Raw genomic sequence first — 2,529 nt, 5'->3', positions numbered from 1 at the left:
GGGAGTGCACATGTTTGAGAGGTTCACCGACCGCGCGAGGCGGGTGGTCGTCCTGGCTCAAGAAGAGGCCAGGATGCTCAACCACAACTACATCGGCACCGAGCACATCCTTCTGGGTCTGATCCACGAGGGTGAGGGTGTCGCCGCCAAGGCGCTGGAGTCGCTGGGCATCGCCTTGGAGGGCGTGCGTCAGCAGGTCGAGGAGATCATCGGCCAGGGCCAGCAGGCGCCGAGCGGGCACATTCCGTTCACGCCGCGGGCGAAGAAGGTGCTGGAGCTGTCGCTGCGTGAGGCGCTGCAGCTGGGCCACAACTACATCGGTACCGAGCACATCCTGCTGGGCCTGATCCGTGAGGGCGAGGGCGTCGCCGCGCAGGTACTGGTCAAGCTGGGAGCGGACCTGAACCGGGTCCGTCAGCAGGTGCTGCAGCTGCTCTCGGGTTACCAGGGCAAGGAGTCCACCGAAACCGGTTCCGGCGGTCGTGGTGAGGGCACCCCGTCGTCGTCGCTGGTGCTGGACCAGTTCGGCCGCAACATGACCGTGCTCGCCCGCGAGGGCAAGCTCGACCCGGTCATCGGGCGCGGCAAGGAGATCGAGCGGGTCATGCAGGTCCTGTCGCGGCGGACCAAGAACAACCCGGTGCTCATCGGTGAGCCGGGCGTCGGCAAGACCGCCGTGGTCGAGGGGCTGGCGCAGAGCATCGTCAAGGGCGAGGTGCCCGAGACGCTCAAGGACAAGCAGCTCTACACGCTGGATCTGGGTTCCCTGGTCGCCGGTTCCCGCTACCGCGGTGACTTCGAAGAGCGTCTGAAGAAGGTGCTCAAGGAGATCAAGACCCGCGGCGACATCATCTTGTTCATCGACGAGCTGCACACGCTGGTCGGGGCGGGTGCCGCGGAGGGCGCGATCGACGCGGCGTCGATCCTGAAGCCGATGCTGGCCCGTGGTGAGTTGCAGACGATCGGTGCGACCACGCTCGAGGAGTACCGCAAGTACATCGAGAAGGACGCCGCCCTGGAGCGCCGGTTCCAGCCGATCCAGGTCGGCGAGCCGTCGCTGGAGCACACGATCGAGATCCTCAAGGGCCTGCGTGACCGGTACGAGGCGCACCACCGTGTCTCGATCACCGATTCGGCGTTGGTCGCCGCCGCGACGCTGGCGGACCGGTACATCAACGACCGGTTCCTGCCGGACAAGGCGATCGACCTGATCGACGAGGCCGGTGCCCGGATGCGGATCCGCCGGATGACCGCGCCGCCGGACCTGCGCGAGTTCGACGAGAAGATCGCGAACGTCCGCCGGGACAAGGAGTCCGCGATCGACGCGCAGGACTTCGAGCGGGCCGCTCGCCTGCGTGATGAGGAGAAGACCCTTCTCGGTCAGAAGGGTGAGCGGGAGAAGCAGTGGAAGGACGGCGACCTCGACGTCGTCGCCGAGGTCGACGACGAGCAGATCGCGGAGGTGCTGGCCAACTGGACCGGCATCCCGGTGTTCAAGCTGACCGAGGAGGAGACCACCCGGCTGCTGCGCATGGAGGACGAGCTCCACAAGCGCATCATCGGCCAGGAGGACGCGGTCAAGGCTGTTTCGCAGGCGATCCGCCGGACGCGGGCCGGGTTGAAGGACCCGAAGCGCCCGTCGGGTTCGTTCATCTTCGCCGGCCCGTCCGGTGTCGGTAAGACCGAGCTGTCGAAGGCGCTGGCGGCGTTCCTGTTCGGTGAGGACGACGCGCTGATCCAGATCGACATGGGTGAGTTCCACGACCGCTACACCGCGTCGCGGCTTTTCGGTGCCCCTCCGGGCTACGTCGGCTACGAAGAGGGCGGCCAGCTGACCGAGAAGGTGCGGCGCAAGCCGTTCTCGGTGGTGCTGTTCGACGAGATCGAGAAGGCGCACCAGGAGATCTACAACACGCTGCTGCAGGTGCTGGAGGACGGTCGCCTGACCGACGGTCAGGGTCGCACGGTCGACTTCAAGAACACGGTCCTCATCTTCACGTCCAACCTGGGGACGTCGGACATTTCGAAGTCCGTCTCGCTCGGGTTCGCCGGGTCCAACGACACCGGTACCCGGTATGAGAAGATGAAGCAGAAGGTCAACGAGGAAATGAAGAAGCATTTCCGCCCGGAGTTCCTGAACCGGATCGATGACATCATCGTGTTCCACCAGCTGACGCAGGACCAGATCATCATGATGGTCGACCTGATGATCGGCCGGGTGGAGAAGCAGCTCAAGGCCAAGGACATGGAGCTGGAGCTGACGGCGAAGGCCAAGTCGCTGCTGGCCAAGCGTGGTTTCGACCCGGTGCTGGGTGCGCGGCCGCTGCGTCGCACGATCCAGCGTGAGATCGAGGATCAGCTGTCGGAGAAGATCCTCTTCGGTGAGGTCGAGCCCGGCCAGATCATCCTGGTCGACGTCGAGGGCTGGAGCGGCAACCCCGAGGACAAGGACGACCAGGCGAAGTTCACCTTCCGCGGTGAACGCCGGCCCTCGTCCATCCCGGACGCCCCGCCGGTCAGCATCGGCGC

At 65.6% G+C, this 2,529-nt stretch carries 1 protein-coding gene; it reads left to right on the top strand.

Annotated elements, in window-relative coordinates; genetic code table 11:
• Positions 1-10: 10 nt before the first annotated feature.
• Positions 11-2,529, top strand: a 2,519-nt coding sequence (locus AB0M30_RS47575; RefSeq protein WP_364599288.1) for an ATP-dependent Clp protease ATP-binding subunit, incomplete at its 3' end; no start/stop codon positions are given.

The sequence above is a fragment of the Amycolatopsis sp. NPDC051716 genome, from assembly GCF_040681595.1.
Classification (GTDB): Bacteria; Actinomycetota; Actinomycetes; order Mycobacteriales; family Pseudonocardiaceae; genus Amycolatopsis.
The sequence above is the reverse complement of the archived record's forward strand: the minus strand, read 5'-3'. Positions and strand labels throughout refer to the sequence as shown.